General features: G+C 61.6%; 21 protein-coding genes and 1 riboswitch. Of the genes, 17 read left to right on the top strand and 4 right to left on the bottom strand.

The features are described from left to right. Positions 1-4: 4 nt before the first annotated feature. On the bottom strand, positions 5-1,063 hold the full coding sequence (locus tag BUB78_RS08645) for an alkane 1-monooxygenase (protein ID WP_073197222.1): 1,059 nt from the start codon (positions 1,061-1,063) through the stop codon (positions 5-7). A gap of 227 nt (positions 1,064-1,290) precedes the next feature. On the opposite strand from BUB78_RS08645, the gene BUB78_RS08640 reads away from it, so the two are divergent. From BUB78_RS08640 to BUB78_RS08615, 6 genes are all read left to right on the top strand, one after another. Next, positions 1,291-2,976: an NAD(P)H-dependent oxidoreductase subunit E gene (locus tag BUB78_RS08640; RefSeq protein WP_073197109.1), complete on the top strand. Its 1,686-nt coding sequence runs from the start codon at positions 1,291-1,293 to the stop codon at positions 2,974-2,976. 70 nt (positions 2,977-3,046) lie between these two features. Beyond that, entirely contained in the window at positions 3,047-4,306 is a 1,260-nt protein-coding gene (ftsY, locus tag BUB78_RS08635; RefSeq protein WP_073197107.1) for a signal recognition particle-docking protein FtsY, read from the top strand. 115 nt (positions 4,307-4,421) lie between these two features. Next, positions 4,422-5,324: an EamA family transporter gene (locus BUB78_RS08630; protein ID WP_073197105.1), complete on the top strand. Its 903-nt coding sequence runs from the start codon at positions 4,422-4,424 to the stop codon at positions 5,322-5,324. Between the two features lie 45 nt (positions 5,325-5,369). After that, positions 5,370-5,987 carry an inner membrane-spanning protein YciB gene (locus BUB78_RS08625; RefSeq protein WP_073197103.1) on the top strand — a complete coding sequence of 206 codons (618 nt, stop codon included), beginning with the start codon at positions 5,370-5,372 and terminating at the stop codon, positions 5,985-5,987. 48 nt (positions 5,988-6,035) lie between these two features. After that, on the top strand, positions 6,036-6,680 hold the full coding sequence (locus BUB78_RS08620; RefSeq protein WP_073197101.1) for a hypothetical protein: 645 nt from the start codon (positions 6,036-6,038) through the stop codon (positions 6,678-6,680). Positions 6,681-6,762: 82 nt separating this feature from the next. Then, entirely contained in the window at positions 6,763-7,413 is a 651-nt protein-coding gene (locus BUB78_RS08615) for a hypothetical protein (RefSeq protein ID WP_073197099.1), read from the top strand. On the opposite strand, the gene BUB78_RS08610 is transcribed toward BUB78_RS08615, so the two are convergent. Beyond that, complete coding sequence (locus BUB78_RS08610) at positions 7,400-8,113, bottom strand: glutathione S-transferase N-terminal domain-containing protein (protein ID WP_073197097.1); 714 nt, start codon at positions 8,111-8,113, stop codon at positions 7,400-7,402. The two genes, BUB78_RS08615 and BUB78_RS08610, sit on opposite strands and share 14 nt — an antisense overlap. Positions 8,114-8,324: 211 nt before the next feature. Further along, positions 8,325-8,401: riboswitch (SAM riboswitch) on the top strand. Positions 8,402-8,458: 57 nt separating this feature from the next. On the opposite strand from BUB78_RS08610, the gene metZ reads away from it, so the two are divergent. The 7 genes from metZ (at position 8,459) to BUB78_RS08575 (ending at position 15,536) form a co-directional block, all read left to right on the top strand. Next, complete coding sequence (gene metZ, locus BUB78_RS08605; protein WP_073197096.1) at positions 8,459-9,643, top strand: O-succinylhomoserine sulfhydrylase; 1,185 nt, start codon at positions 8,459-8,461, stop codon at positions 9,641-9,643. 140 nt (positions 9,644-9,783) lie between these two features. Further along, positions 9,784-10,884, top strand: a complete 1,101-nt coding sequence (gene folE2 / locus BUB78_RS08600; protein WP_073197094.1) for a GTP cyclohydrolase FolE2 — start codon at positions 9,784-9,786, stop codon at positions 10,882-10,884. Between the two features lie 181 nt (positions 10,885-11,065). After that, a complete protein-coding gene (locus tag BUB78_RS08595) occupies positions 11,066-11,632 on the top strand; it encodes a hypothetical protein (RefSeq protein ID WP_073197092.1) in 567 nt (188 codons plus the stop codon). A gap of 127 nt (positions 11,633-11,759) precedes the next feature. Beyond that, complete coding sequence (locus BUB78_RS08590; RefSeq protein WP_073197090.1) at positions 11,760-11,981, top strand: hypothetical protein; 222 nt, start codon at positions 11,760-11,762, stop codon at positions 11,979-11,981. A gap of 183 nt (positions 11,982-12,164) precedes the next feature. Next, positions 12,165-12,392 (top strand): hypothetical protein, encoded by a 228-nt coding sequence (locus BUB78_RS08585; RefSeq protein WP_073197089.1) that lies wholly within the window; start codon positions 12,165-12,167, stop codon positions 12,390-12,392. Between the two features lie 64 nt (positions 12,393-12,456). After that, positions 12,457-13,905, top strand: coding sequence for a TrkH family potassium uptake protein (locus BUB78_RS08580; RefSeq protein ID WP_073197087.1), 1,449 nt, complete (start codon positions 12,457-12,459; stop codon positions 13,903-13,905). Positions 13,906-13,928: 23 nt separating this feature from the next. Beyond that, a complete protein-coding gene (locus BUB78_RS08575) occupies positions 13,929-15,536 on the top strand; it encodes a 5-guanidino-2-oxopentanoate decarboxylase (RefSeq protein ID WP_073197085.1) in 1,608 nt (535 codons plus the stop codon). Between the two features lie 3 nt (positions 15,537-15,539). Here the strand turns inward: BUB78_RS08575 and BUB78_RS08570 are convergent, their stop codons facing one another. Together BUB78_RS08570 and BUB78_RS08565 are read right to left on the bottom strand one after the other, a co-directional pair. Further along, positions 15,540-15,824 carry a hypothetical protein gene (locus tag BUB78_RS08570; protein WP_073197083.1) on the bottom strand — a complete coding sequence of 95 codons (285 nt, stop codon included), beginning with the start codon at positions 15,822-15,824 and terminating at the stop codon, positions 15,540-15,542. Positions 15,825-15,974: 150 nt separating this feature from the next. After that, positions 15,975-17,711: a serine protease gene (locus BUB78_RS08565; protein ID WP_073197081.1), complete on the bottom strand. Its 1,737-nt coding sequence runs from the start codon at positions 17,709-17,711 to the stop codon at positions 15,975-15,977. A 166-nt stretch (positions 17,712-17,877) separates the two neighbouring features. Here BUB78_RS08565 and BUB78_RS08560 point away from each other — a divergent pair, with 166 nt between their 5' ends. From BUB78_RS08560 to BUB78_RS08545, 4 genes are all read left to right on the top strand, one after another. Then, positions 17,878-18,807 carry a glycine--tRNA ligase subunit alpha gene (locus BUB78_RS08560; RefSeq protein WP_073197080.1) on the top strand — a complete coding sequence of 310 codons (930 nt, stop codon included), beginning with the start codon at positions 17,878-17,880 and terminating at the stop codon, positions 18,805-18,807. Further along, complete coding sequence (locus BUB78_RS08555; protein ID WP_073197078.1) at positions 18,807-19,331, top strand: DUF6446 family protein; 525 nt, start codon at positions 18,807-18,809, stop codon at positions 19,329-19,331. The genes BUB78_RS08560 and BUB78_RS08555 overlap by 1 nt, the downstream gene beginning before the upstream one ends. A 5-nt stretch (positions 19,332-19,336) precedes the next feature. After that, complete coding sequence (gene glyS / locus BUB78_RS08550; RefSeq protein WP_073197076.1) at positions 19,337-21,595, top strand: glycine--tRNA ligase subunit beta; 2,259 nt, start codon at positions 19,337-19,339, stop codon at positions 21,593-21,595. Between the two features lie 183 nt (positions 21,596-21,778). Next, on the top strand, positions 21,779-24,271 hold the full coding sequence (locus tag BUB78_RS08545) for a putative PEP-binding protein (RefSeq protein WP_425442162.1): 2,493 nt from the start codon (positions 21,779-21,781) through the stop codon (positions 24,269-24,271). Positions 24,272-24,428: the final 157 nt, after the last annotated feature.

The following is a 24,428-nucleotide window of genomic DNA, read 5'->3' as shown; positions in this document are numbered from 1 at the left end:
TGGGTCAGACTGCCAGATCGCGGGCCGTCTCGCCAGATGTATCTTGGGCGCGCCACCGCGCCGCGCGTGGGTCCATGATTCGGCGCCACAGGGGCGGCACAAGTGCCAGCACCGCCATCACCGGAAGGGAATATGGCAGCATCGGCATGGTTGCGGCCTGCAACTGAAGCGCCGGATAGGCGCGCGCCGGCGTGACATGGTGATCCGAATGGCGCGGCGCGTTCAATGTCATCGCCGACGACCCCCAATGCGGCGCATTCCAGGAATGCTGTGGGCCGACCGGCTCTGGCCGCCCACCGTCGCGGATTGCGCGGCGCAATCCGTAATGCTGTACGTAATCCGACAGCAGGATCTGAAGCTGTGCGTAACCGGCGATAAAACCAAGCGCGGCAACCCCGCGCGCCCCGAAGATCATGGCGCTACCGGCCAGCATGAGCGCGGCGACGCCCAGATAAAGCGTGTAGGGGTGGCCTAAGATGCCTCGGTTGGGGCCCATGCGCAGCCGACTCTCGGCGCGCAATCCGGCCTTGAGCGCCCCGGACCATGCCCTTGCTGCGTAACGGTAAAAGCCTTCGCCCGGGCGTGCGCTGCTCGGGTCACTGCGGCTGGCGACATGCACATGATGCACCCGCAGATGCGCGCTTGCGTGATGCCCGAACAGGATCGAGCTATAGATCAGCTGTCCCATCAGGCGCAAAGCACGTGGCCGTTGATGGATAAGCTCATGCGCCACGGGATGCGAAATTTGCCCCATCACGAGCGCGCTTGCGAGGGCAACCAGCGCCCGCTCGGTGCCGCCAAGCCCGCTTTGCCCGGCCACCGCCCAGAGGGCCAGGGCCAGCACCGAGAAATGCGCCGCGCCAAGCCCCACTAATAGGGATGTGGCGGCGGGAAATTCGGCCTCGGGATCGGCATTCTGCATCGGGCGCGCGATCAGCCGGTCCATCAGGAACACCAGAACGGTGACATATCCAACCGCACAAAAGCCCCAGATGCCGCCAAACGTGGCGGCAAGCCCGATCAGGATCATCGGCACGCTGGTGGCAATGGCAAAGAGGATCATGCTTTTGGCCCGGTTGAAACTTGCATCAGTGCCGCCACAATAGCCCGGCATCTGAGGCGGACATAGGGCAGCTCGGCGGCGAAGGCGGGAAAACAGCGGGAATTCATCTGGATTTCGATGTTTTTGCGCCGCTTCAACGTTTCCGAGGGCGCGGATGTCGCTTTTGATCTCGCAGGCGCACGGGCCAGGCCGTATTCCTTGGCGTAACTTTAGCTGAGGAACATGGCATGGCACTGGATGAGCGCAAGGGCGTCTGGAAATCGGGCAAGGGCAAGGGCCGTCACACGCCCAAGGGTCGACAGCTGGAAGATCAGCCCTGGGCAGAGGTGCGCGCGCTTCTGGGTGAGGGGCCGCATCGCCGTGATCTGCTGATCGAATATCTGCACCTTATCCAGGATGAATACGGCCATCTCTCGGCGGCGCACCTGCGCGCCCTTGCCGAAGAGCTTCGGATTTCCATGGCCGAAGTTTACGAGGTTGCCAGCTTTTACGCCCACTTCGATGTGGTGAAAGAGGGCGAGACCCCGCCGCCCGCGCTGACCATCCGGGTGTGTGATTCGCTGTCCTGCGAGCTTGCCGGCGCGCAGGCTCTCAAAAAGGCGCTTGAGGATGGGCTTGACGCGTCGCAAGTGCGGGTTTTGCGCGCGCCCTGCATGGGGCGCTGTGATACGGCCCCGGTGCTTGAGCTTGGTCATCACCATATCGACCATGCCACGCCTGAAAAGGTAAAGGCGGCGATTGCAGCAGGGGAAACCCACGCACATATCCCGCAATATCAGGAGTTTGCCGAGTATTCCTCATCCGGTGGTTATGCCAAGCTGGCCGAGCTGCGCGAGGGTGGCGATTTTGAAACCGTTCAGGAGATCCTGCTCGCCTCTGGCCTGCGCGGCCTTGGCGGCGCGGGCTTTCCCTCGGGTCGCAAATGGGGCTTTGTGCGCGCCGAAGCAGGCCCGCGTTACCTTGCCGTCAATGGCGACGAAGGCGAGCCGGGCACCTTCAAAGATCGCTTTTACCTTGAGCGCTATCCTCATGTTTTCCTTGAAGGAATGCTGATCGCGGCCTGGGCGGTCGAAGTCGAGCGTTGCTTTATCTACATGCGCGACGAATATCCCGCCGTGATCGAGATTTTGAAGCGTGAAATCAAGGCACTGGAGGCCGCTTCTAAGGTTGAGCCGGGCTATATCGAGCTGCGCCGCGGCGCGGGTGCTTATATCTGCGGTGAAGAATCCGCGATGATCGAATCCATCGAGGGCAAACGCGGCTTGCCGCGCCATCGCCCGCCCTTCGTGGCGCAGGTCGGCATCTTTAATCGTCCGACACTCGTGAACAACGTCGAGACCCTCTATTGGGTGACGCGCGTTTTGCGCGAGGGCGGTGAAATCCTGTCGGGCGTAGAAAAGAACGGCCGCAAGGGGCTGCGCTCTTATTCGGTGTCCGGGCGGGTGAAAAACCCCGGCGTGCATCTTTTGCCAGCCGGGTCGACCATCACCGATATCATCGAGGCGGCGGGCGGCATGCTCGATGGGCACACCCTCAAGGCCTATCAGCCGGGCGGCCCGTCCTCTGGTCTGTTGCCGGCCTCGATGCATGATGTGCCGCTGGATTTCGACACGCTGCAACCGCATGGCACCTTTATCGGTTCGGCGGCGGTTGTGGTTCTGTCGGACCACGATAGCGCCAAACAGGCCGCGCTCAACATGCTGCGGTTCTTCGAGGATGAAAGCTGTGGTCAATGTACGCCCTGCCGGGTGGGCTGTGAAAAGGCGGTCAAGCTGATGCAGGCCGATACCTGGGATCAGCCGCTGTTGGAGGAGTTGTGTACGGCGATGGCCGATGCCTCGATCTGTGGTCTGGGACAGGCGGCGCCGAACCCGATTCGCCTTACCATGAAGCATTTCCCAGACGAGGTTTGATCGCGCTACAAGGCTTCCATATCCCTGCGATCCGCATTAGGTGAGGTTTAACACGCGGATCGGAGGCTGCATGGCGTTTTTCTCGAAACTCAAGGAACGGCTGTTCAAATCCTCTTCGAAACTCGAAGAGGGTTTGGACGCGATTGTCGAAGACGGTGGCGTTGAAGAGCCCGCCGAGGCGACCACGCCTGAACCTACGCCCGAGCCTCAGCCAGAGCCTGAACCGCGACCAGAGCCAGAACCGACACCCATCCCGGTCCCGCCGCCATCCGATCCCGAGCCGGCGCCGCGCGAACTTCCGCCGCGCCCTGATGAGGTGCCGCAGGCCCCGCCGGTCGAAATCCCCGTCGAGCGCCCTGCCGAAGTGCCGCAGGCCCCCCGCGAGGCAACCACGCCGCCCACACCGCTGGAGATTCCCGAACCCGCGCCCGCGGCGGCACGTCCGGGCCTTTTGGGGCGCCTTCTGGGGCGGGGCGACAAGCCTGCCGTCACCCGCCGTGCGCTTGACGACGACATGCTGGAACAGCTTGAAGAGCTTTTGATCAGCGCCGATATGGGCGTCGATACCGCCCTGCGCGTGACCGCCAATATGGCCGAGGGGCGGATGGGCAAGCGCCTGTCTTCGCAAGAGATCAAGCAATTTCTGGCCGCCGAGATCACCCGCATCATGGAGCCGGTCGCGCGCCCGATGCCGCTTTATCCCAACCGCCCTCAGGTGGTGCTGGTGGTCGGCGTCAATGGCTCTGGCAAGACCACGACGATCGGCAAGCTCGCGAGCCAGTTCAAGGCGGCGGGCAAATCGGTGATGATCGCGGCTGGGGATACCTTTCGCGCGGCCGCCGTCGAACAGCTTCAGGTCTGGGGCGAGCGCGCCGGGGTGCCGGTGCTGACCGCGCCCGAAGGGTCCGATCCGGCGAGCCTCGCGTTTGACGCAATGACCAAGGCTGAGGCCGATGGGGCTGACCTCTTGATGATCGACACGGCCGGTCGGCTGCAAAACCGCGCCGACCTGATGGAAGAGCTGTCGAAAATCGTCCGCGTCATTCGCAAGAAAGACCCGACCGCGCCGCATAACACCCTTCTGGTGCTTGATGCCACGACCGGGCAAAACGCGCTCAGCCAGGTTGAAATCTTTCAAAAGCTGGCCGATGTCTCGGGGCTTGTGATGACCAAGCTTGACGGCACCGCGCGCGGCGGCGTCCTCGTGGCGCTGGCGGATAAGTTCGGCCTGCCGATCCATGCCATTGGCGTGGGCGAGCAGATCGACGATCTGGCCCCGTTCGACCCCGAAGATTTCGCCGCCGCCCTGACCGGCCTCGAGCGCGAATGACGACCCGCGCTGCTGTTTCTTCTTGCCTGAAATATCCCGGGGGGTTTGGGGGGCTGGCCCCCCAACTTTGCCTGCGGTTTGGGGGGCTGGCCCCCCATTTCGAGGTGCATCGCGCATGAGCGACTGGCTCATTTCCCTCGAGGGAACAGAGGCCGGGCGACATCTGGCGATGGCGCTGGCGCTCTCGGCGGCCTTCCTGCATGCCATTTTCGGCGCGTTGCAAAAGGGGCGGCATGATCCCTGGCTTAGTCGCGGCGTGATCGACTTTTCCTATTTCGCCATGGCCGCGCCTTTCGCGCTTTTTGTCGTGCCCTGGCCCGAGCCGCATATGTGGCCGATTTTCGGCTGGGTTCTGGTGATCCACACCCTCTACAAGCTGCTTCAGGGGCTGGCCTATTCCAAGGGCGCCTATACGGTGGTCTATCCGGTCGTGCGCGGTACCGGGCCGCTGTTCACCGTGATTGGCGCTTATTTCCTGTTTGGCGAGGTCTTTACTGCGATCCAGTGGATGGGGATTGGCGTGCTTCTGATCGGGATTTACGGGTTGGCAGTTTACAACCTGCGCACGCTAACGCTGAACCGCGATACCATGCCTCTGGCGCTTGGGCTGGCGGTGGTGACCGGGCTTTTTGTGGCGCTTTACACCACCTATGACGCCTACGGCATTCGTGCCACGGCCAATCCGTTCACCTTTCTGGCCTGGTTTTTCTTTCTCGACGGCCTGTTCATGCCGGTGCTTGCCTATCTGCGCTGGCGCAGCATGCCCGTGCGGCCAACCTTTGGCCCGCTGATTGCGCGCGGGGTGGCGGGCGGGCTGGTGGCGTTCATGTCGTTCGGCTCGATCATGCTGGCGACGCGGCTCGACAAGGTGGGCGAGGCGGCGGTGCTGCGCGAGACCTCGACGGTGTTTGCCGCCCTGATCGGCTGGCTTGTGCTGCGCGAAACCGTGGGGCCGCGACGTATTGCCCTGATGGCTTTGATCGCGACTGGCGCGGTCATAGTTGAATTTGGTGGCTGAACCTAAGATCATCCCTGAACCTGAAACAGAGTGTGTTACATCCTGATGGCCGAAAAATCACCGCCCGCATGGGCAAAAACCGCGCTTGAGATGGGCCCCGTGCTCGCCTTCTTCGTGGCCTATCTCTGGCTCAAGAGCCGCGTCTTTACCATTGGCGGCACCGAGTATGAGGGGTTTGTCGTGGTGACGGCCGGGTTTATCCCGGTGTTCCTGATCTCGATGGGGGCTTTATGGTACCTTACCGGCCATCTGTCCAAGATGCAGGCGGTCACGGCGGTGATCATCGTGGTCTTTGGCGGGCTCTCGGTCTGGTTCAACGATCCGAGATTCTTCAAGATGAAGCCGACGATCATTTACCTGCTGTTTGGCGGCATTCTTGGCTGGGGCCTTTTGCAGGGGCGGTCTTACCTGCAATACGTGATGGAAGGGATGATGCCGCTCACCAACGAGGGCTGGCTGATCCTGACGCGTCGCCTGATGTTCTTTTTCCTGAGCCTGGCGGTTCTGAACGAGTTGATCTGGCGGACGCAGACCGAGGAAATCTGGGTCTATTTCAAGACCTTCGGCCTGACGGCGGCGATTTTCTTGTTTTTCATGACCCAGACCAGGCTGTTTCGCGATCATTCCACCGAAGAGGACGAGGCGGACAGTTCCTCGAAATAGCCGCCCTGTGCCCATAAAAGGGGCCAAGTGATCGGATGGAATGACCGTATGCTTATGCGGTTTTTCATCCATCTTTACGGGCTTATCAGTGTGATTTGGCCGGTCCCGCTGCGGGTCGTGTGGCCCGGCGTGGTGCTGCTTGGGGCTTGGGTGGTACTGGCGCCGTTTGACGCGGTTTTGTCCCGCTATGGCCTGAGCGCCTTTGTTCTAAGCCAGGTGATTGTGTTAAGTGCACTGATGTGGGGCAATCTTCCCGCTGCCCTTGCGCGTCTCGGCAAGAGAGAGTCCTCTGCCTATGCGACCAAAATGATGACATACATTCTTGGCTTTCACGTCGGGCTCATTGGCCTTTTGCTGTGGCTCAACGAGCCGCTGTTGTGTCAGCGTGTTCTGACAGGGGGACTCTTTCTGCGGGGGATTTTGATGGTGATCGGGCTGGCCGGGAACCGCGCGGTCATGGATAATGTCGCGCCCAAAGATGAAGCCGAATGGTGCGATAGCCAGCGGCGGCATTACGTCATGGTCAAGGTCATGGTCTGCCTTGGCCTGATGGCTGTGAACGAGGCCCTGATCGCGCAGGGCAGCTTGTCGATCTGGATCACCTTTGCGGCGTTCCTCTGGATTGTGATGCACGCGCTTGAATGCATGTTGCTTTATCTCACATACCCGTTCGGCCCGCCGGACCGTCAGTGATCCGGGGTATCGCCGCGAGGTTTCGCGGAAAGCACACATCCTTGCCGATAAATTGCCGCTTTTGGCATGTACCGATTGAGGCATGATAAAACGCACCTCCTCCCGCCTCTTGACCGCGATGTTGTCGATCCCGCCAATCCGGCCGCAGAACCTGTTGCCGGTGGTGATCATGCTGATCCTCTGGATCGTGCTTGGGCGGTTGAATGTGCCGCAGGACCAGGTCTTTGTCCTGTCGGTCGTGGTCGCGCAGGCCTATGCGGTCTGGCGCAACCTGCCGCAGGCCGCCGAAAGCATTCAGCAGACCACGGCAGGGCGCACGGGCATGTTGCGTTGGCCGGTTTTCATTCTTCTTGCGGTCTCGGCTTTGCAGCTTTGGTTGAACAACCCGCTGTTTACACAACGCGCGGTCACCGCAGTTGCGCTGTTCCTCTTGGTGGTCATGGTGCTTGGCATGATCCGCGAGGGGGCAGTGATGGCCCGCGTCACCCCGACAACCGCCGAGGGCGAGGCGGTTTGCGAAACCGTCAGCCTGTTGCGGGTCAACGCGCTTGTGGCGGCCATGGTAATCGCGGTGAATGAAATCCTGATCAGCAGTGAATCGCTTGGGGTCTGGATCACCGTGATGCCGATTTTCGTGCTGTTTCTGCACGGATTCTACTGGTTCATGGTGCTTATGGTCTTGCCGCCCGACTCCCCGGACGAGGACACCATTCGCCCCGTTACGGGCGCTTGAACAACACGTTCTGCGCACTGCGGCTATCCTGAATATTGCGGCGTTTCTCGGCGGCAAGGGCGCGCCCTTTGATCACGCCGTCGCGCGCGCCAACGATGTCAAGCCACCGCGCCAGATGCGGTTTGTCCTCCAGCGTCTGTTGCTGGCCTTCCCAAAGCGAGGCCCAGGGCCAGATCGCCATATCGGCAATCGAAAAGAAATCGCCGGCGGCGAATTCGGTCCTGGCCAATTGCCGGTCAAGCACGCCATAAAGCCGCGCCACCTCGTTGCGATAGCGGTCTTTGGCATAGGGCAGGTCTTGGGGCGGATCCATCGCCGGGGCATATTTGAGAAAGTGATGCGCCTGACCCGCCATCGGGCCGACACCGCCCATTTGCCACATCAGCCATTGATCCACTGCAATTCTGTCGCGCTCAGTCGACCCGTAAAACCGACCGGTCTTGCGGGCGAGATATTGCAGGATGGCGCCTGATTCAAACAGGCTTATCGGCGCGCCATCCGGCCCGTCGGGATCGGTGATCGCGGGCATGCGGTTGTTGGGCGACAGCTTGAGGAACTCTGGCTTGAACTGATCCCCGGCACCGATATCAATCAGGTGAAGCGTATAAGGCAGGCCCATCTCCTCGAGCGCGACAGAGGCTTTCCAGCCATTCGGCGTGGGCCAGAAGTAGAGATCAATCGGGTCTTGTTTGGCGGGCATGTCTGGCTCCTGCTGCGGGTTCGCGTAGGGCACAGCATGACCGGTTTGAGCCTGAAGGCAAGGGCGGGGTGCGAAGCCGCAGCGGAAGGGCGGTGGCACTGTTGGAGTTGAGTATTTTTGCCAAGAAGAAGCAGCGGGCGCAGGTCAGTGAGCGATGACGCTTGCGTGAAACCTGCGCGGCAGTATTGACGCCTGCGGCGGTGCGCGGTAATCGAAGGGCCGTGGCGATTTGTTACCGGATTGCGGGCCACGTTAAATAAACCGCTAAAAGGTCAGGATGAAAGCCCCCTTTCGCTTGACCGCGTCGGGGCTTTTTTTGTGGGCGATTACGCCCGGAGGACGAACATGAGCGAGACTTGGAAACGTCGCACCAGAATGGTGCACAGCGGCACCCGTCGCAGTCAGTATAACGAGGTCAGCGAGGCTATTTTTCTAACCCAGGGCTTTGTCTATGAGAGCGCCGAGGCCGCCGAAGAGCGCTTTATCAAGGCAGGCCCCGACGAGTTTATCTATGCCCGCTACGGCAATCCGACAGTGGCCATGTTCGAAGACCGGATCGCGGCGCTTGAGGGCACCGAGGATGCCTTTGCCACCGCCAGCGGCATGGCGGCGGTCAGTGGCGCGCTGACCTCTTGCTTGCGGGCGGGCGATCATGTGGTGTCGGCGCGGGCGTTGTTCGGCTCGTGTCTTTACGTGCTCGAAGAGGTTCTGACGCGGTTCGGTGTCGAGGTGACATTCGTCGATGGAACCGATCTTGCGCAATGGCAGGCGGCGATCCGGTCGGACACCAAGGTGGTCTTTTTCGAATCAATTGCCAATCCGACGCTTGAGGTGATCGACGCGGCCGCGGTCTCCAGGATGGCCCATGCCGTCGGGGCGCTGGTGATCGTGGACAATGTCTTTGCCACGCCGGTCTTTTCCAACGCGGTTGAGCAGGGCGTCGATGTGGTTGTCTATTCCGCCACCAAGCATATCGACGGGCAGGGGCGTGCCCTTGGCGGGGTCGTGCTTGGCACGCGCGACTTTATTCGAGGCACGCTTGAGCCCTACATGAAGCATACCGGCGGCTCGATGTCGCCCTTTACCGCCTGGATCATGCTCAAGGGGTTGGAAACCATTGATCTTCGGGTGCGCGCCCAGGCCGATACGGCCCTCGCGATTGCCGAGGCCCTGCAAGGGCACGACGCCTTGGCGCGGGCGATCTATCCGGGGCATCCGAGCCATGCCCAGCATGATCTTGTCCTGCGTGAAATGGGCAAGGGCGGCACTGTTCTTGCGCTTGACCTCAAGGGCGGGCAAGAGGCGGCGTTTCGATTCTTGAACGCGCTGGAGATCGTGGTGATTTCCAACAACCTGGGCGATGCCAAGTCGATTGCGACCCATCCCGCCACCACCACGCATCAGCGTCTTCCGGCCGCGCAAAAGGCGAGCCTTGGCATCACGCCGGGCCTTGTGCGCTTGAGTGTGGGGCTTGAAGATTGCGACGATCTGATTGCCGATATCACTCGCGCGCTGGATGCCGCCGGCTAGGCGCGGGCCTCCTTGGACCGCATGATCCGGGGCGTGTTTGATCCATTTTGCCGCTTTTGCCGTATATCATTACGAAATTGGCAATTTGTTTCAAGCCGCCCTATGTCATAAGTCTGGCAGCACGTAAAAGGAACCTGGTGATGAATGTGCACCCGCCCAAGATGAATAGCGCGCCGGATCGGGATGACGCGAAACAGGCGCTTGCCTTGTTGCGTGCCTGGGCGCAAACGGCCACGCCCGAAGAGGTGGCCGATCTTGAGCCGTCGATCGCGCGGCTTTTGCCGACGGGGCGGATGTCGAACTATCCGGCGCTGACGCGGCATTACCCAGAGGACTTCACCGTCGATGGGGCCTATCGCGCCACGCTGCCCGATCTTCAGAACGGGCCAAGTTCTCTTATCCGTGGCAGCAAGCAGCATCTTCAGCATGTGGGAATTTCCAATTTCCGCCTGCCGATCGGATTTCATACCCGTGACAATGGCGATCTGACGCTGGAAACCGCGGTGACCGGCACCGTCAGCCTTGAGGCCGACCGCAAGGGCATCAACATGTCCCGGATCATGCGCAGCTTTTACAAGCATGCCGAAAAAACCTTTAGTTTCGAGGTGATGGAAGCGGCGCTGAACGATTACATCACCGATCTCGACAGTCTCGATGCGCGTCTGCAAATGCGGCTGTCTTATCCGGCGCGGGTGCGTTCCTTGCGCTCGGGGCTGGACGGGTTTCAGTATTACGATATCGCGCTTGAGTTGGTGGAGACCGGCGGTGCGCGGCGCAAGTTCATGCATCTTGATTACGTCTATTCCTCGACCTGCCCCTGTTCGCTTGAGCTTTCGGAACATGCACGTTCGGCGCGCGGTCAACTGGCGACGCCGCATTCGCAGCGCTCGGTTGCGCGACTCTCGGTCGAGGTGATGCCGGGAGATTGCCTGTGGTTCGAGGATCTGATCGAGCTGGCCCGCCGCGCGGTGCCGACCGAGACACAGGTCATGGTCAAGCGCGAGGATGAACAGGCCTTTGCCGAGTTGAATGCCGCCAATCCGATCTTTGTCGAGGATGCCGCGCGCCTTTTCTGCGAGCAATTGCTTGGCGATCCGCGGATTGGCGATTTCCGGGTGATCGCGAGCCATCAGGAAAGTCTGCATAGTCACGATGCGGTTAGCGTTTTGACCGAGGGTGAGACCTTTGCCTCTGACAGCATTGATCCCAAGTTGTTTCACACGCTGATTCATGGGCGCTAAGGCGGGGTGATCTGCCCATTTGCCCTGCGTGGCGTGTAAAATTTCAGCAGATTACCGCGTATCGTGCGTGCATGGAATTGACGTTAAGCCAATTCAGTGACACCGACTCCCTGCCTCGCGTTACGCTGGTGTCACTCGACTCCGGTAACGCGCTCCTGCATTGGCTCAAAAGGATACTGATATGCTTGCTCCCGACTATCCGCTTAAACTTTCCGCTGCCGGACTGCGCTTTGCCGGCTACATGATCGAAAGCAATCTGCGCGTGGCGCAGGTCATTGGACAGGCCACATGGCAGGCCGGACCTTTCGGAGGTCAGTTGAAGGCAAAAGCCGCGACGCCGACCCGCGCGCCGCGTGCGGCCACTGCCACGCCGACGCGTGCAAAGGTGGCGGTTGCCGAGCCCGTCGCCAAGCCGGTGACCCCATCCGTGGCCAAGCCCGCCATAGCGGTAAAGCCGCTGGCCGAAGCACCGGCACCTGTGAAAAAAGAGACCTCGGTTGCGCAGGCACCGGTCGCCAAAGCCACGGTTACGGCCCCGGCGAAAGTCGAAGCGCCCAGAGCGGCCCCGGTGACAGAACCCGTTCCGGCGCAAAGCCCGCTTAAGGCAGAGGTCAAAGCCACGCCAGCCGCGCCTGTCGCACCGACCGCTAAAGCCAGCGAGCCGACCTCGGTTTCGGCCAAGGCCCACCGCAAACCGTCCATGCCGCCCGCCATGCCCGTGCGTGGCAAGAAAAGCAAAAGAAAATAACGACTTGCAGGCCGGGATGCATCTGGTGCAACCCGGCCATTCCGAATTGACGGTGGTAACGTCAATGGCGCTGACCTACCTTGTGAGCAGGGAGGAAACCTGAACACCAAAGCAAGTGAGGTTTCCAATGGCGAACATTGCAACGAACATCCCGGCATCGCCCCTGCGCGACGGCTGGAAAAAATTCACCGCGGCCTTGGTGCGCGGCCTTGAGCGTCACAGCCAGGTCACATCGCGCCGCAACCGGATCGAAGCGCTGGAAGCGAAATCCGACGCAGAGCTGACGCGCATGGGCATCCGGCGCGAAGACATCGCCTATCACGTTTTCAAAGACCTGTTTTACGCCTGAGCCCTTCAAGGGCCGGCGGAGTGCCAGAGTACCCCGGTGGGCCAATCCCGCCGGGGTTTCTTTATGCTGCATTGCGGCAACACTTTTCGTGTTGGTTCACTTCCCGCAAGAAATCAAGGCAAGCCCGCGCTATATCAGCCTCAGGGAGGAGCCCGTCTTTTGATCCGACGAAAGGGGTTCCAAATGGCCGACCAAGACCTGTACTCCCGATTTTCACCGCCGCCATGGCAGCGCGATCTGGATCTGTTTCTGGCCGAACATGCGGCCGGGATGAATGGCTATCTTATCAGCCGCAAACGCCTTGCCAGCCTGGCCGAGATGTACGAGCTGAGCGATAGCGAGCTGGCCGCGATGGGGCTTGCGCGCAAGGATATCCCGGCCTTCGTGTTCGAGGATATCCTATCGGGCTGAACCATCGCCCAAAGCCGCGCATCCCGCTTGACAGCACCGCGCCCAAAGCCCAACTCTGCGCGTCATGTTTGATATGCGTCCCGTGGGATATCTTGTTGGCCTGATGGTCATGGCCATGGGGCTTACCATGGCGTTGCCGCTCTTGGTGGATATCGCCGAGGGGCGCGAGCATTGGCCGGTGTTTGCCGAGAGCCTTATCATCACCTGCCTGATTGGCGGTCTGGTGGCGCTTGCCTGTAAAAACTCGATTGAAGAGGGGCTTACCATTCAGCAATCGTTTTTGCTGACCACGCTGGTCTGGGCGATGCTGCCGCTCTTTGGCGCGATCCCGTTCATGCTTGGCGAGACCAGGCTTGGCTTTGTCGATGCCTATTTCGAATCGATGTCCGGGCTGACCACAACCGGCACGACGGTTCTTGAGGGGCTGGATGACCTGCCCAAGGGCATCCTGCTGTGGCGGGGCATCCTGCAATGGCTGGGCGGGCTTGGGATCGTGATCGTGGCGCTGGTGTTCCTGCCGGTGATGCGCGTCGGCGGCATGCAGTTTTTCCGCTCCGAGGGGTTTGACACCTTCGGCAAGGCCCTGCCGCGCACGATTGATATCTCCAAAGGCGTGCTGAACGTCTATCTTGGCCTCACCGCGATCTGCACCCTGTTCTACCTTGCGCTCGGCATGGATGCCTTCGAGGCGACGGTGCATTCATTGACGACCGTGTCGACCGGCGGCTTTTCGACGTCGGACGCGTCCTTCGCCTCTTTCCCCGGTGCGCCGCAATATGTGGCGGTGGTCTTCATGATCCTCGCAAGCCTGCCCTTCGTGCGCATGATGCAGGGGGTGCAGGGCAATATCCGCCCGCTGTTGCACGACACGCAGGTGCGCACCTATCTGCGCTGGATCGGCTATGCGGTGATCCTTGTGGTGGGCTATGACCTTGTCGAGCTTGGCGAGCTTAGCGAAGAGCGGTTTCGCGAGCGGCTGTTCAACGTCGTCTCGATCTTTTCGGGCACCGGCTATGGCGATGGCGATCTGATGGGATGGGGGCACATGCCCTTCGTGGTGCTGATCATCGTGGGGGCGATCGGCGGCTGTACCGGCTCGACCGGCTGTTCGATCAAGATTTTCCGCTATCAGCTTATGTTGAACGCACTTGCCCAGCAGACGCGGCGAATTTTCAACCCGTCCAGCGTGATGATCCTGCGCCACGAGGGGCGTCGGGTCGAGGATGAGGTTCTGCAATCGGTGATGCTTTTGTTCACCTTCTACATCCTGTCGCTCGGGTTTTTCAGCGTGGCGCTGGAATTGACCGGACTGACCTTGCTGGAATCGGTCACCGCGGCCTGGACCTCGATTTTCAATATCGGCCCGGTGTTTGGCGAAAACGTCGCCGCAAGCGGCGCGCTGCATGGATTTCCGGATGAGGCCAAGGCGCTGATGATCCTTGCGATGCTGATGGGGCGGCTTGAAATCGTCGCGGTCATCGTGTTGCTTTTGCCCGCCTTCTGGCGACCCTGACACCTGTTTTTGGGAGACATCCTATGGCTGAACAACCCGCTACATTCCGCGCGCAGACCCCGCTTGGGGCGCAGATAAGCCATATGCTCAAGGCGCGCGGGGTCGAGACCATTTTCGGCATTCCCGGCGTGCATAATCAGGAAATGTATCGCGGCATTGAAGAGGCGGGCATCACCCATGTTCTGGCGCGCCACGAACAGGGGGCGGGCTTTATGGCCGATGGCTATGCCCGCGCCACCGGCAAGCCGGGGGTGGCCTATGTGATCACCGGGCCGGGGTTGTGCAATATCATGACGCCGATGGGGCAGGCCTATTCGGATTCTGTGCCGGTTCTGGTGCTGTCCTCCTGTCTTGACGATGTGGCGGCCAGGACCGGGCAATTGCACCAGATGCTGGACCAATGCGGCGCGGCGGCCTGTGTCTGCGACTGGAGCCATGAGGCCCGCGATGCGCGAAGCGCCTATCACCTCGTTGACCGGGCCCTGGCCGAGTTTGCCAGCACGCGCGCCCGCCCCAAACATATTCAGGTGCCGATTTCCGCGCTCGAAGGGGGGGCGAGTGCCGCGCCTGATGCCCGCCCGCTGGCGGTGGCTCCCGCAGTTGCGGAGCAGGTTGTCGATCGCGTGGCCGAGGCGCTGAACGGCGCGCAAAAGCCGCTTGTCATCCTTGGCGGCGGCGCGGTGCGCGCGACTGATGCCTGGCGGCAAGTGGTGGCGCGGCTTGGCGCGGCGACCTTCACCACCTATGCCGGGCGCGGCATCATGGGGGCCGAGGCCCCGCTTGATTTCGGCACCTACCTTGCGCGCCCCGAAAGTGCGAGCGTGATCGCCGAGGCAGATCTTGTTCTGGCGGTGGGCACGGAACTGTCGGAAAATGATCTCTGGCGCGATGAGTTGGGGCATGCGGCGCCGCTGATCCGGGTGGATATTGATGCCGCACAGCTTGGCGGGGCACCCAATTGCGATACCCCCGTTCTGGCCGATGCGAGGGCCTTGGCCGATGCTCTTTTGATGCGCGAGTTGCGCCACACAAATGGCTGGCGCGCGGGCGATGTTGCGGCGGCGCGGGCGCGGTGGCGCGCCGAGAGCGATGCCGAGCGTCCGGGTGTGGCCCCGCTCTGCGAGGTGCTGCGCGGCGCTTTGCCCGAAGATACGATGATCTATTCGGACATGACCCAATTCGCCTATGTCGCCAACGAGGTCTGGCCGATGGCGCATCCGGGCCATTGGCATCACCCCTCGGGCTTTGGCACGCTTGGCTATGCCCTGCCCGCCGCGATTGGCGGGGCGGTGGCACGGCGCGGTAAGCCGACGATCGCCATCGCGGGGGATTACGGGTTTCAATACACGGTGCAGGAGCTTGGCACGGCGGTCGAACTTGGGTTGTCTTTGCCGATCCTGCTCTGGGACAATGGCAAGCTGAAAGAAATCGAGGACAGCATGGTGCGCGCCCAGATCGCGCCCAATGCGGTGATCGCCCATAACCCCGATTTCTGCGCGCTTGCACGGGCCTATGGCGCCTATGCAGAGGCGCCGCAAACTCACCGCGCATTACAGGATGCGGTGCGGGCGGCGCTTGTTGCGGACCGCCCGACGCTTATCCATATGACCTCGGCACTGGGGGCAGGCTAGCGGTCAGTAGACATCGCTAAAGCCGTGCTGGACGATATAGGTCGGACAGCCGGGGCGCGCGGTGTTGATGATCAGATACCAGACCGTTTCACCGGGCCGACCGGCGCGCGAGTACTCACAGCCAATCGGATGCGACCACCATTGCGAACTATAGCCTTCGGTCGGCATGACAGAGCTGGTTCCCCTTTTGATTTTGGTTGCGCGCCCGACTTTACTGCCGACATCGGCCTGCGCCACACCGGCGAGTACAATAAGCGCTGACGCCGCGACTAACGCGAATTTCTTCATTTTGGTAACTCCTGACCTGGCCCGGATCCCCGCCGGGCAATACCCCTCACCACATGCCGTCAGGGTGTCCTGAAGCCCTTTCCAAAACCTTAACGGCGCCCCTCTCGGGACGCCGTTAATACTTAGGATTTGCATTAAATTAAGGCGGGGTTATTCCCAGCAGCTGACCAGCACGGTCATCGCCCCGGCGCGATTAGTCAGCGCCTCAGCGGGGATATCACCCAGTTCCGCGGTGATGCGTGGCGTGATGCCGTTTTGCAGCAAAACCTGGCGCAGAGCACCGGTATCGGCGGCAAAGCTAACCCCCTCGGGCAGGGCGCGCCCGTTCTGGACATGCGGCAAAAGCATCCCCAGAACCGCGCCGCCCGCATCAAGCACCGGCCCGCCGGCATCGCCGTCAAGCGCGGTGATCGCCAGCCGCTTGAGGTGCTCTTCGCCGTTCAGGCCGCGCAGGTCGGCGAGCTGTCCAAAGGTCATCGTCGGCGCGCCCAGAATGCCGCCATAGGAATAGCCCGCAACCGCGATTTCAGACATCAGCCGCGGGGTCAGGTCCTGAAACGTGGCCACGTTCTGTGGCGCAAGCCGCTCGGTGGGGCGCAAGAGGGCGATGCCAAGCCCGGCGTCGTCTAGGCTGATGGCCGCGTCATACATATCGTCGATTGTGATGCGGCCACAGTTTTGCACCACCTCGGAGGTGGTCAGAACAGCGCCGTCCTGATCAGCGTAAAAGCCAGAGCGCGACAGCCTGGGCTTGCGCACTTCCAACCCAGAAATCAGATCAATGCGCTGCTCGGCGGTATTGCCGGCCGTCGGGTCAAGCGTGCCGCTGAGCCAGTCGAAGCTGTCCTGCATCTGGCCCAAAAGGCGGCTGCGGCGCTCTTCGTCTCCCGCAGGCCAGATCAGCGTAAAGCCCTTGATCTGCCCATCACGCAGCCAGACTTCGGTCTGCGAAATCTGCAACGCGCCCTCGCCAATCAGGCGAAAGCTGTCGCGTTCAAGGTTGCGCGGCCCGGTTTTCGGCACGATTTCAAGGGTTTGCATGACGTCGTACAGCCCGGCCAGTGTGTTGCGGTCACCCTCCTGGCTGATCAACAGAACCCGCGCGTCGATATCGCCCTTGGATTTGAAATGCGCGAAAGGCGGCTCGTAGCGGTCGAACTCCACCACGCCCATCGGCAGCTTGACGGCGATGCCGGTTGCCGTGTCGCGCACCATCTCAAGGCCAAGCCCTTCGAGAACGGCGTTATACTGGCGCAGCAGTTCGCGGCGTTGCGCGGTGGTCAGAATGCCGGTCACCTCAAAATTGTTGGCCTCTTGCCAGCGGCCCATCGAGGCGCGGGTGCCCTGACCAAAGGCCGCGTCGATTGCGCCGCCGTAAAAGCCGGCCCACTTGAGGGCGATCTGAAGCGCGGCGCGGCCGTCGCGGTCAAGCCGGGCCTCGCTTGCGCGGGCCTCGCGCGGGGTCTCATCCGGCGCGGCGGGGTCTGGCGCGGCGGCGGTTTCGGGGGCCTGCGCAAGGGGCTGGGGCACGGCGGGTTCGGTGCGTGTCAACAGGTTGGCCCCGACCGGCCAGAACTGACGCTGAAAATCAGAGGATTCGGCGATATAGCTGTCGCGCGCGATCACGCCCTCGTTGCGATAGACCTGAAGCACGCGCTCGGCCTCGTCGCGCCGATAGGGGCCAAGGGCAATCCCATACCAGCCGCGCCCGAGGGAAAACCCGTTCACATCCTGCAAATCCGCGCCATAGCGGCGGGCACTGGCCTGGGCTTCGGCAAGGCTTGGCTGGGCTTCGATCTGGACCCAGACAAGCGGTTCGTCCTGTGACCAGGCCGCAGGTGCGCAGAGCAAAATCGTTAACATAAATCCCAAAAAGTAACGCGTCATCGGCTTCCCTTAATTCCTGCCCTGTCTGTTCGCATCGGGGCTTTAAGGGGTTTTAGCAAAAATGCCGCGCGATGCACCCAAAATATGCGCCATGGCCTGATTGACCCTGACGCACGGGGGCCGTAGGTACAACTGGCAATTTCAGGGGCGGTCCCCGGGGGCGAAGATGGCGCAAACAAACGGCAAACCACGCAGTTTTCAGGAAATCATCCTGCGGCTTCAGACCTATTGGGCGGGGCAGGGCTGTGCGATGATGCAACCCTATGACATGGAAGTGGGCGCCGGCACGTTTCACCCGGCCACGACGTTGCGCTCATTGGGGTCCAAACCCTGGGCGGCGGCCTATGTGCAACCCTCGCGCCGTCCCACCGACGGGCGCTATGGCGAGAACCCGAACCGCCTTCAGCATTATTATCAGTATCAGGTGCTGATCAAACCGAGCCCGCCCAATCTTCAGGATCTTTACCTTGGCTCGCTCAAGGCGATTGGTATCGACATGGATCTGCACGATATCCGCTTTGTCGAGGATGACTGGGAAAGCCCGACCCTTGGCGCATGGGGCCTTGGCTGGGAGGTCTGGTGCGATGGTATGGAAGTCAGCCAGTTCACCTATTTCCAACAGGTCGGCGGGCATGATTGCGCGCCGGTCTCGGGCGAGCTGACCTACGGGCTTGAGCGCCTGGCGATGTATGTGCTTGGCGTCGATCATGTGATGGACATGCCGTTCAACGACCCCGCCGCGCCGATCCCGCTCAGCTATGGCGATGTGTTTCGTCAGACCGAGCAGGAATACAGCCGCTGGAACTTTGATATCGCCAATACCGAGGTTTTGTTGCGCCACTTTGAAGAGGCCGAGGCCGAATGCGAGGCGATCCTGAGCCATCCCTATGAAGACCCCAAGACAGGTCAGCGGATCGTGATGGTGCATCCGGCCTATGATCAATGCATCAAGGCAAGCCACCTTTTCAACCTGCTGGACGCACGCGGCGTGATCAGTGTGACCGAACGACAGGCCTATATCGGGCGTGTGCGGGCCCTGGCCAAGAAATGCGCCGATGCCTTCGTGCAGACCGAAGCGGGGGGATACGCCGCATGATGGGCAAGATATTAGCGGGGGTGATCCTGGTCACAGCTTTGGTGGCCGGTGCGGCCATGTATTATTTGCAGGTCTATCACTTTTATGAAAACGTGGCGGCGCGTGGCACCGATGACGTGCAATTGACCTCGCTGGTGTCGGGCAAGGCCGAGCCGGTGCTTTATGACGGGTTCGAGGCGATTGATGCCGACAGCTCGCCGATCCGCTATCGCGCCTGTTTCACCACCACGATGAGCAACGCCATGCTCAGCGAGACCTATGAGATTTACGAGACCGCCGAGCCGCTGACCGCGCCGGGCTGGTTTGAGTGCTATGATGCACAGGCCATCGGTCTTGCGCTGGAAGAGGGACGGGCGCTTGCCTATCTTGGGCAGCGCGACGTGTCTTATGGCGTTGACCGCGTTGTTGCCATTACCGATGACGGGCGCGGCTTTGTCTGGCATCAGATCAACCGCTGCGGTGCGGTTGTCTTTGATGGTCAGCGCGCGCCCGATGACTGCCCCGAACCTCCCAAAGGGTATTGAGTGATATGCCGGATCTTCTGATCGAACTGTTTTCCGAGGAAATCCCCGCCCGCATGCAGGCGCGCGCGGCCGAAGACCTCAAGAAACGCATGACCGATGCGCTTGTAGAGGCGGGCCTGACCTATGGCGGGGCCGCCGGTTTTGCCACGCCGCGCCGTCTTGCGCTTGCGGTTGAGGGATTGCTGGCCACCAGCCCCACAACCCGCGAAGAGCGCAAAGGCCCGCGTGTCGATGCGCCCGAAAAGGCGATCGAGGGGTTCCTGCGCGGCGCCGGAGTGACCCGCGATCAGCTTGAAGTGCGCGACGAGAAAAAAGGCCAGGTCTATTACGCCACCATCACCCGTCCGGGGCGCCCCGCCGCCGAGATCGTGGCCGAAGAACTTGAAAAGATCATCCGTAATTTCCCCTGGCCCAAATCCATGCGCTGGGGTGCCGGAAGTCTGCGGTGGGTGCGCCCGCTGCATTCGATCCTTTGCATCCTGACCGACGAGATGGGCGAGGCCACGGTGGTTGACCTTGAAATTGACGGCATTCCGGCCGGCAACACCACGCAGGGCCATCGCTTTATGGGCGAGGGCGCATTTGCCGTAAGCTCGTTTGACGATTACCGCGCCAAGCTCCGACGCGATCATGTGGTGCTTGAGGCGCAGGAACGCGCCGATCACATCTGGCAGGACGCAGGCAATCAGGCCTTTGCCGCCGGTCTTGAACTTGTCGAGGACCCCGGCCTTTTGGCAGAGGTGTCGGGCCTTGTGGAATGGCCGGTGGTCCTGATGGGGCAGATCGGCGAGGATTTCCTTGGCCTGCCCGGCGAGGTGCTTCAGACCAGCATGCGCGAGCACCAGAAGTTCTTTTCGGTGAGAAATCCCAAGACAGGGCGGATCGAACGCTTTGTCACCGTCGCCAATGTCGAGACCGCCGATCATGGTGCGACGATCCTTGCCGGCAATCAAAAAGTGTTGTCGGCGCGTCTGTCGGATGCAAAGTTTTTCTGGGAAAACGACCTGCGCCTTGTGCGTGACAAGGGGCTTGCGGGCATGGCCGAGGGCCTCTCTGAGGTGACCTTTCACAACAAGCTTGGCTCGCAGGCAGCGCGGATTGCCCGGATCGAGGCGCTGTCGCGTGATCTTGCCCCCGCCCTGGGCGCCGATGTGGACATGGTCGGGCTTGCCGCGACGGTGGCCAAGGCCGATCTGCAATCGGAAATGGTCTATGAATTCCCCGAATTGCAGGGGCTCATGGGGCGCTATTACGCCGAGGCCGAGGGGCTTGCGCCCGAGATTGCCGCCGCCTGCGAAGAGCACTACTCCCCCCTCGGTCCGTCTGACGCCGCGCCGACAGGCGCCGTGTCGGTTGCCGTGGCCCTGGCCGACAAGCTTGATACGCTGACCGGGTTCTGGGCGATTGACGAGAAACCGACCGGATCGAAAGACCCGTTCGCGTTGCGCCGGGCCGGGCTTGGGGTGATCCGTATCATCCTGGCCAATGACCTGCGGCTGTCGTTGGGGCAATTCGTCGATGCGCAATTGTTGCGCCAGAAAATCACCCTGCATCGGCACAAGGCCAGCAGCGGCGAGATCGACACGCTTGAGGAAGTGGTGGAAGAGATTGCCGATCACGGCGTATTCGGCGCGGCCTTTCATGCGGTGATGGAGCGGTTGAAAGCGCAGGATAAGGCACCCGAGGCAGGCGATGGGTCGGTTCTGAATGGGGTTGAGACATCCTTGCCAGAGCTCTCGGTGGATTTGCTGGCCTTTTTGCATGACCGCCTGAAGGTGCATCTGCGCGACGAGGGCATTCGGCATGATGTGATTGATGCCTGCCTTGTGATGCCGCGCGCGGATGATCTTACCCTGTTGGTCAAGCGCGCACAGGCGCTTGGGGCGTTTCTTGGCTCTGAGGATGGTGAAAATCTGTTGCAGGGCTTCAAGCGCGCCAACAACATCCTGACCCAGGCCGAAGAGAAGGACGGCGTCGAATACTCCTACGGCGCCGATGCGAAATTTGCTGAAAGTGATGAGGAAAAGGCGATCTTTGCGGCGCTTGACGCCGCCGAGCCCGAGATTGCGCGCGCGCTTGAGGCCGAAGATTTTGCTGCGGCGATGGCGGTCATGGCAGGCTTGCGCCCGGCGGTGGATGCGTTTTTCGAGGCGGTGCAGATCAACACCGACAACCAGGTGTTGCGCCGCAATCGTCTCAACCTGTTGAACCGCATTCGCGCCACCTGTCTGCAGGTTGCCGATCTGACGCGGATCGAAGGCTAGCGCCCCTCATCGGCCCTGACAGGCCGCCTCGGGGATTTCCGCGAGGCTGGCACGCCGGGGCCGGACAAGCCATGCGGCTTTCCCTTGCCTTGTGCGCCACTGCGCGTATGGTGCGATCAAAGGAAAGGTGCCGCAGTGCAGCAAGACGAGAAAAACATCACCCTCATCACCCCTGACGCGCAGATGCACGCCGCAACCCATGGCGGGCGGGCGAAGTGCCTGCAACGGCTGGTGCGCCTTGATCTTCCGGTGCCGCGCACGATTGCCCTGTCGTTTGAGGCCGTTCATTCGATTGCCGCTGGGGATATGCCTGACATGCAGGCGCTCTTGGCGCCGTTTGGCGAGGCCCCGCTCTTATGTGTGCGCCCCTCCTCGGAAGATCCGGATTGGGGTGGCCCCGGTGCGATCCTCAATATCGGCATCAACGATGCGACCTATAGGGATTTGTCCGCGAAGGTCGGTGAGGTGGCCGCCGCCGAGATCTACCTGCGCTTTGTGCAATCCTATGCCATCCACGTCGCCCGGCTGGATCCCGATATCCTTGACGATGTTTCCAGCGACCCCAAACTTGGCCTAAGTCAGGCCCTGCGCGCCTATGAGGCCGAAACCGAAGAGAAATTCCCCCAGGACCCGGCGGTGCAACTGGCTGAAGTGCTGCGCTCGATGGCGCGCGCCTGGGAGGGAACCACGGCGCGGCTTTTGCGGCAGGCCAAGGGCGCGCCGGCCGACGCGGGGCTTGGCCTAGTGGTGCAGGAGCTTGCGCTTGGCCTGGGGCAGGGGGAATGCGGCTCGGGCGTGATCCAGCTTGTCAACAGCCAGACCGGCGAGCGCCAGATCACCGGGCGATATCTGAGCCAGAGCCAGGGCCGCGAGGCGCTGCGTGGCGGCGCGGATTCGCTGTTCCTGGAGCGTGATCCGCGTGGCCCCTCTTTGGAAGAGCTGGCGCCAGAGGCATTTGAGGCGCTCAAAACCTATACTGCGATGATGCGCAAAATGCTGCGCGAAGAAATGCAGGCCGAGTTTACCATCGAAAACGGCCAGGTGTTTTTGCTTGACGGGCTGCGCGTGGCGCGCAACGCCCGCGCCGCGGTCGGCATCGCCGTGAACCTGGCCGAGGACGGTATCATCACCCGCGAAGAGGCGCTTATGCGGGTCGAGCCGCGCGCCCTCAACGAGCTGTTGCACCGTCAGGTTGACCCCGAAGCGCCCCGCGATATCTTGGCACGCGGGATTGGCGCAAGCCCCGGTGCAGCCTCGGGAAAGATCGTGTTTTCCGCCGCCGATGCCCAGGTCGCACATGCGCGCGGCGAAGCTTGCGTTCTGGTGCGGCGAGAAACCAGCCCCGAGGACATTCGCGGCATGCATTCCGCCGTTGCCGTTCTGACCGAGCGGGGCGGGATGACGAGCCACGCCGCCGTAATCGGGCGCGGTATCGGCCTGCCCTGCGTGGTGGGGGCCTCCGAGATTCATTTTCAGGTGCGCCTCAATCAGCTGACCATGCCCGACAAGCGGGTGGTCAAGGCGGGCGAGGTGATCACGATTGATGGCACAAACGGTCTTGTTCTCGCAGGAGAAACCCCGCTTCTGGAGGCCGCGCGCGATGCATCTTTCCAGACCCTGATGAGCTGGGCCGATGATGTGCGCGACATTGCCGTGCGCGCCAATGCCGACACCCCTGCCGACGCCGAGGTTGCACGCCATTTCAATGCGCGCGGGATCGGGTTGTGCCGGACCGAGCATATGTTCTTTGAAGCAGATCATCTCACCGTGATGCGAGAGATGATCTTTGCCGATAGCAGCAAGGATCGCGCGGCGGTGCTTGAGCGACTCCTGCCAATGCAGCGCGTCGACTTCATTGATATCTTCCGTATCATGCAGGGCAAGCCGGTCTGTATCCGACTGTTTGATCCGCCGCTGCACGAATTCCTGCCGACGGATCGCGCCGGGCACCTGCAACTCGCCGAGGCGCTTGATCTGCCGCTGTCGGATGTGATCCGCCGGGTTGAGGCGCTCAGCGAATATAACCCGATGCTGGGTATGCGCGGGGTGCGGGTCGGGATCACCGTTCCTGAAATCTATGACATGCAGGCACGCGCGATCTTTGAGGCCACCATCGAGGCCAGCCGGAACGGCGCGCCGGTGGTGCCAGAGATCATGATCCCGCTGGTCAGCGCCCGTCGCGAGGTGGAACTTGTAAAGACCCGTTTTGATGCCGTGGCGGCAATGGTGCGCAATGAAACCGGCTGTGATTTCTCCTATCATCTGGGCGTCATGGTCGAAACCCCGCGCGCCGCGCTGCGGGCCGGCGAAATTGCGCCGCTTGTCTCGTTCCTGAGCTTTGGCACCAACGATCTGACGCAGATGACCTATGGCCTGTCGCGCGACGATGCGGGGCGGTTCATGTCGGATTACGTCAAACAGGGCGTTTATCCCGAAGACCCGTTTCACACGCTTGATGTTGACGGCGTGGGCGAGCTTCTCAAGATCGGGGCAGAGCGCGGCCGTGCGGCCAATCCGGATGTGGTTTTGTCGATTTGTGGTGAACATGGCGGTAACCCCGAATCAATCTCTTTTTGTCGCGATGCCGGTTTCAACTATGTTTCCTGCTCTCCGTTCCGGGTTCCGGTGGCGCGACTTGCTGCCGCACAGCTGACGGTCAAAGACAAGATCGGGTAGGCGCGGGCACGATTGCCGCAAGATCCTGCATGTTGAGCTAAGCTTTGCTTGGCACAAATTGCTGTGCCCTTTGTGCCGCAGGCCAGCAGGGTAGACGGATCAGACAATTTTATATACCTCCCCCCGATGCAGCGGAACCAACCGCGATCACCGAGGA

Source organism: Roseovarius marisflavi, from assembly GCF_900142625.1.
GTDB lineage: Bacteria > Pseudomonadota > Alphaproteobacteria > Rhodobacterales > Rhodobacteraceae > Roseovarius > Roseovarius marisflavi.
Note: the sequence above shows the minus strand (reverse complement) of the source record. Positions and strands in the feature narration are given on the sequence as shown.

Coding starts and splice junctions, on each gene's coding strand:
- BUB78_RS08595 (WP_073197092.1), top strand. CDS start 11,066: ATGCTTGCTCCCGACTATCCGCTTAAACTTTCCGCTGCCGGACTGCGC.
- BUB78_RS08570 (WP_073197083.1), bottom strand. CDS start 15,824: ATGAAGAAATTCGCGTTAGTCGCGGCGTCAGCGCTTATTGTACTCGCC.
- folE2 (WP_073197094.1), top strand. CDS start 9,784: ATGAATGTGCACCCGCCCAAGATGAATAGCGCGCCGGATCGGGATGAC.
- BUB78_RS08575 (WP_073197085.1), top strand. CDS start 13,929: ATGGCTGAACAACCCGCTACATTCCGCGCGCAGACCCCGCTTGGGGCG.
- BUB78_RS08645 (WP_073197222.1), bottom strand. CDS start 1,063: ATGATCCTCTTTGCCATTGCCACCAGCGTGCCGATGATCCTGATCGGG.
- BUB78_RS08590 (WP_073197090.1), top strand. CDS start 11,760: ATGGCGAACATTGCAACGAACATCCCGGCATCGCCCCTGCGCGACGGC.
- BUB78_RS08555 (WP_073197078.1), top strand. CDS start 18,807: ATGGGCAAGATATTAGCGGGGGTGATCCTGGTCACAGCTTTGGTGGCC.
- BUB78_RS08545 (WP_425442162.1), top strand. CDS start 21,779: ATGCACGCCGCAACCCATGGCGGGCGGGCGAAGTGCCTGCAACGGCTG.
- BUB78_RS08585 (WP_073197089.1), top strand. CDS start 12,165: ATGGCCGACCAAGACCTGTACTCCCGATTTTCACCGCCGCCATGGCAG.
- BUB78_RS08615 (WP_073197099.1), top strand. CDS start 6,763: ATGATAAAACGCACCTCCTCCCGCCTCTTGACCGCGATGTTGTCGATC.
- BUB78_RS08580 (WP_073197087.1), top strand. CDS start 12,457: ATGTTTGATATGCGTCCCGTGGGATATCTTGTTGGCCTGATGGTCATG.
- BUB78_RS08640 (WP_073197109.1), top strand. CDS start 1,291: ATGGCACTGGATGAGCGCAAGGGCGTCTGGAAATCGGGCAAGGGCAAG.
- BUB78_RS08610 (WP_073197097.1), bottom strand. CDS start 8,113: ATGCCCGCCAAACAAGACCCGATTGATCTCTACTTCTGGCCCACGCCG.
- BUB78_RS08625 (WP_073197103.1), top strand. CDS start 5,370: ATGGCCGAAAAATCACCGCCCGCATGGGCAAAAACCGCGCTTGAGATG.
- BUB78_RS08560 (WP_073197080.1), top strand. CDS start 17,878: ATGGCGCAAACAAACGGCAAACCACGCAGTTTTCAGGAAATCATCCTG.
- metZ (WP_073197096.1), top strand. CDS start 8,459: ATGAGCGAGACTTGGAAACGTCGCACCAGAATGGTGCACAGCGGCACC.
- BUB78_RS08620 (WP_073197101.1), top strand. CDS start 6,036: ATGCTTATGCGGTTTTTCATCCATCTTTACGGGCTTATCAGTGTGATT.
- BUB78_RS08630 (WP_073197105.1), top strand. CDS start 4,422: ATGAGCGACTGGCTCATTTCCCTCGAGGGAACAGAGGCCGGGCGACAT.
- glyS (WP_073197076.1), top strand. CDS start 19,337: ATGCCGGATCTTCTGATCGAACTGTTTTCCGAGGAAATCCCCGCCCGC.
- ftsY (WP_073197107.1), top strand. CDS start 3,047: ATGGCGTTTTTCTCGAAACTCAAGGAACGGCTGTTCAAATCCTCTTCG.
- BUB78_RS08565 (WP_073197081.1), bottom strand. CDS start 17,711: ATGACGCGTTACTTTTTGGGATTTATGTTAACGATTTTGCTCTGCGCA.